This is a genomic window from Endozoicomonas sp. ONNA1 (genome assembly GCF_024606325.1).
Taxonomy (GTDB): domain Bacteria; phylum Pseudomonadota; class Gammaproteobacteria; order Pseudomonadales; family Endozoicomonadaceae; genus Endozoicomonas_A.
Genome location: NZ_JAHHPN010000557.1, coordinates 1 through 3,494, shown reverse-complemented (window position 1 = coordinate 3,494; position 3,494 = coordinate 1). Strand labels below are relative to the sequence as shown.

The 3,494-nt window shown below is 49.4% G+C and carries 2 protein-coding genes; both read left to right on the top strand.

What is annotated here, in order from left to right; translation table 11 throughout:
- Positions 1-1,186, top strand: a 1,186-nt coding sequence (locus KDK19_RS12770; protein WP_257287665.1) for a DNA polymerase V family protein, incomplete at its 5' end; no start/stop codon positions are given.
- Entirely contained in the window at positions 1,187-3,316 is a 2,130-nt protein-coding gene (locus KDK19_RS12765) for a hypothetical protein (protein WP_257275508.1), read from the top strand.
- Positions 3,317-3,494: the final 178 nt, after the last annotated feature.

The following is a 3,494-nucleotide window of genomic DNA, read 5'->3' as shown; positions in this document are numbered from 1 at the left end:
CGAAGACTCCACAGACGAAGACTCCACAGACGAAGACTCCACAGACGAAGACTCCTCAGACGAAGACTCTACAGACAATGACTCTTCAGATGAGGAATCCCATGGCTCAATGAATGCAGTGGCCACCTTCAAAACTTATCTTAACGAGCAGCGACTAACCTGTGACTTTACAGTGATCGGTAGGGATGGTCAGCCACGTCTATGCGGGATTATCTCCAAGAGTGCCAAAGCCCTGTCGGTTCACAAAAGCAGATATCACACCGGGCAAAGAATCTGTGACGAGACAGTAATCGGGGGAGATGGCCAGCAGCGACCATGCGGGGAGGTCTGCAAAAATGCTAAAAGTCTTTCAGATCACAGAAGCAAATATCACACCGGTCAAAAAACCTGTGACTTGACAGTGATCGGGGAAGACGGCCAATCACGTCCATGCGAAAAAGTCTTTAAAAATGCCAGAAGCCTTTCAAATCACAAAAGAAAAGACCACAGCATGCAACAAGCCTGTCACTTGACAGTAATCGGGGACGACGGCCAATCACGTCCATGCACGACAGTTTGCAAGAATGCTTTATCTCTATCAGCTCACAGAGCCAGATATCACAGCGGACAGAGAGCCTGCGTCGAAACAGTGGTCTCAGAGGATGGCCGGCTGCGAGTTTGCGGGAAGATCTGCAAGAATGCTCAAGCTCTGTCGGATCACAAAAGAGGAAGCCACTCAGGACAAAAAACCTGTGCTGTCACAGTGGTCGGAGAGGATGGCCAGCAGCGACCCTGCGGGATGGTGTGCAAGAATGCCAAAGTCCTGACAGATCACAAAAGGATAGACCACACGGGGCAAAAAACCTGCGATGTAACACTAGTCGGAGGAGATGGCCAGAAGCGACCATGCGGGATGGTCTATAAGAATGCTAAAGCCCTATCGGATCACAAAAGTAAAGGCCACACCGGGCAAAAAACCTGTGACGTGACTTTGGTCGGTGAGGATGGCAATTCGCGGCCATGCGAGACGGTCTGTAAAAATGCCAGAGCCCTGTCGGCTCACAAAAGAAGAAAACATACCCGGCAACAAACCTGTAACATGACCGTGGTCGGAGAGGATGGTCAGCTGCAGCCATGCGGGACGGTCTTCAAGAATTCCAGAGTCCTGTCAGATCACAAAAGATTACATCGCAAACGTAAGCCTTAGATGGATAGAATTTTTAAACACTCACTCTTTGTAGCACTGCTGTTGTTGCTAATGTCGCTGCCTGTCATCTGCCAGGCCAAACCGTTGACAGGACGATTTATTGTCGAGCCTGAAAAGAGAGCAGTTTTTCCAAACCAGAGCTTTTTTAAGAAGCTTGGCCTGCATACCTTGCCGTATAACCCGTCAGACGTTGCCGACACATACGACCATGCAGGATCATATTCACCGCCTGATGACAAACAACACAACCCGGATAGTTATCGAGAAAGAACGACCCTTATTGAGTGGATTTCGTGGCAATGGCTCTTCGCCTCTCGCCTGCTCGTGGGTTACGAACGGATCCTGATCCCCCAAGACGGCTCTTTGAGCCCCGCCCCTTATTCATGGCTACCCAGGGAAGTAGTTGCAGTTGTTGCTGTCGCCTGGCTTTTAAAAAGCTATTGGAACCACAATCCCCCCCTGTTTAAACCGATTGAAGAACAAAAGACTACATCTATGCTGACACAGTGGGATTATCCATTTGTTACCTTCACAATGATGTTGGACTCCGGACATAACCAACAACCAAACTCGTCATCAGAATCATCGGGGCAAAATACCCCACGTGCAACAACTCACCCTGCAAGTTCTTTCACTAGCCTCCTGCGTTCTGGCTCTGCCGGCGGTAACGGAGGCCCCCAAACACACACACATAATTTAGGTTTAAATTGTTTCGTTTTTCCCTGTAATGGCGTTTGTAGTTTCAGATCATCAACCGACAGCAGAGAACCCACTGAATGGTCACTGAATTCCTCAGAAAGCTCATGCCACCATTTGGCGCATGGACTCTGCCTTGGTTGCACTGCTAATTTGAATCCTTCAGACACTGAAGGCCCTCAACAAAGTCCACCTTTCGATATGTTGGATTATCTCTTTGACATTGAAATTCAATGCGTTTCTGACCAACCATTACAACGACAGTCGCATGGCATTGTTGGCAACACAGTCACTAACAGCAACTCTATAGACGGGATCTTCTCAGACAAGACTTCCTCAGATTCAGTGAGTACAGGGGCAACCTGTAAAACCGGCACTACCGGGCAACTAAGCTGTGACGTGATCATTGTCGGAGAGGATAACCGGACGCGTCGATGCGGAAAAATGTGCAAGAGTACCAAAGCCCTCTCGGCTCACAGAAGCAGATATCATACCGGGCAAAAAATCTGTAACGAGATAGTAACCAGAGAAGATAGCCAACCGCATTACTGCGGGACGCTTTGTAAAAATGCTAAAGTCCTGTCGGATCACAGAAGAAGAAGCCACGCCGTACAACGGATCTGTGACGAGACTGTGATTGGGGAGGATGGCCAGCAGATACCTTGCAGAATGGTCTGCAAGAGTGCCGAAAGCCTGTCAGATCACAAAAGAAAAGACCACAGCGCGCAAAAAGCCTGTGACTTGATAGTGATCGGGGAAGATGGCAAACCACGTCCATGCGAAACAGTCTGCAAGAATGCTTTATCCCTGTCGACTCATAGAAGCAGATACCACACCGGGCAAAAAATCTGTGACGTAACGGTGGTCTCAGAGGATGGCCAGCTGCGAGCATGCGGGAAGATCTGCAAGAATAATCAAGCCCTGTCAGATCACAAAAGAAGAGACCACAGCACGCAAAAAACCTGTGGCTTGACAGTGATCGGGGAGGATGGCAAACCACTTCCATGCGGAAGAGTCTGTAAGAATGATTTATCTCTATCGTCTCACAAAAGCAAATACCACACCGGGCAAAAGACCTGTAACTTACCAGTAGTCTCGGAAGATGGCCAACTGCGAGCATGCAGGAAGATCTGCAAGAATGCCCAAGCCCTGTCGGATCACAAAAGAAGAGACCACTCAGGGCAACAAACCTGCGATGTAACAGTGGTCGGGGTGGATGGCCAGCCGCGACCATGCGGGACGGTCTGTAAGACTGCCGTTGCCCTGTCGAATCACAAAAGAAAAAGCCACACCAAGCAACCAACTTGCGCACTGGAAGTAGTCGGGGGGGATAGCCAGCCGCCGCCATGCGAGAAGGTTTACAAGAATGATCAAGCTTTGGAAAACCACAAAAGAAGACATAGAAAGCGCAAGTATGCCTATGTGAACCAGTGATGATGGCCTCTGTAGAGGGACAATTTCGTAACGAATCTTGATATAAAAGGAAGAGTGAGTACTCGCCATATCATCAAGCTCCATGCCACTGCGGGAGAAGAAGCGCTTGAGACGTTTACGCCCGGAGTCGATCTCGGTACCGCGCCCCATAGTTCGGGCAATACGGGACAGGTTGACT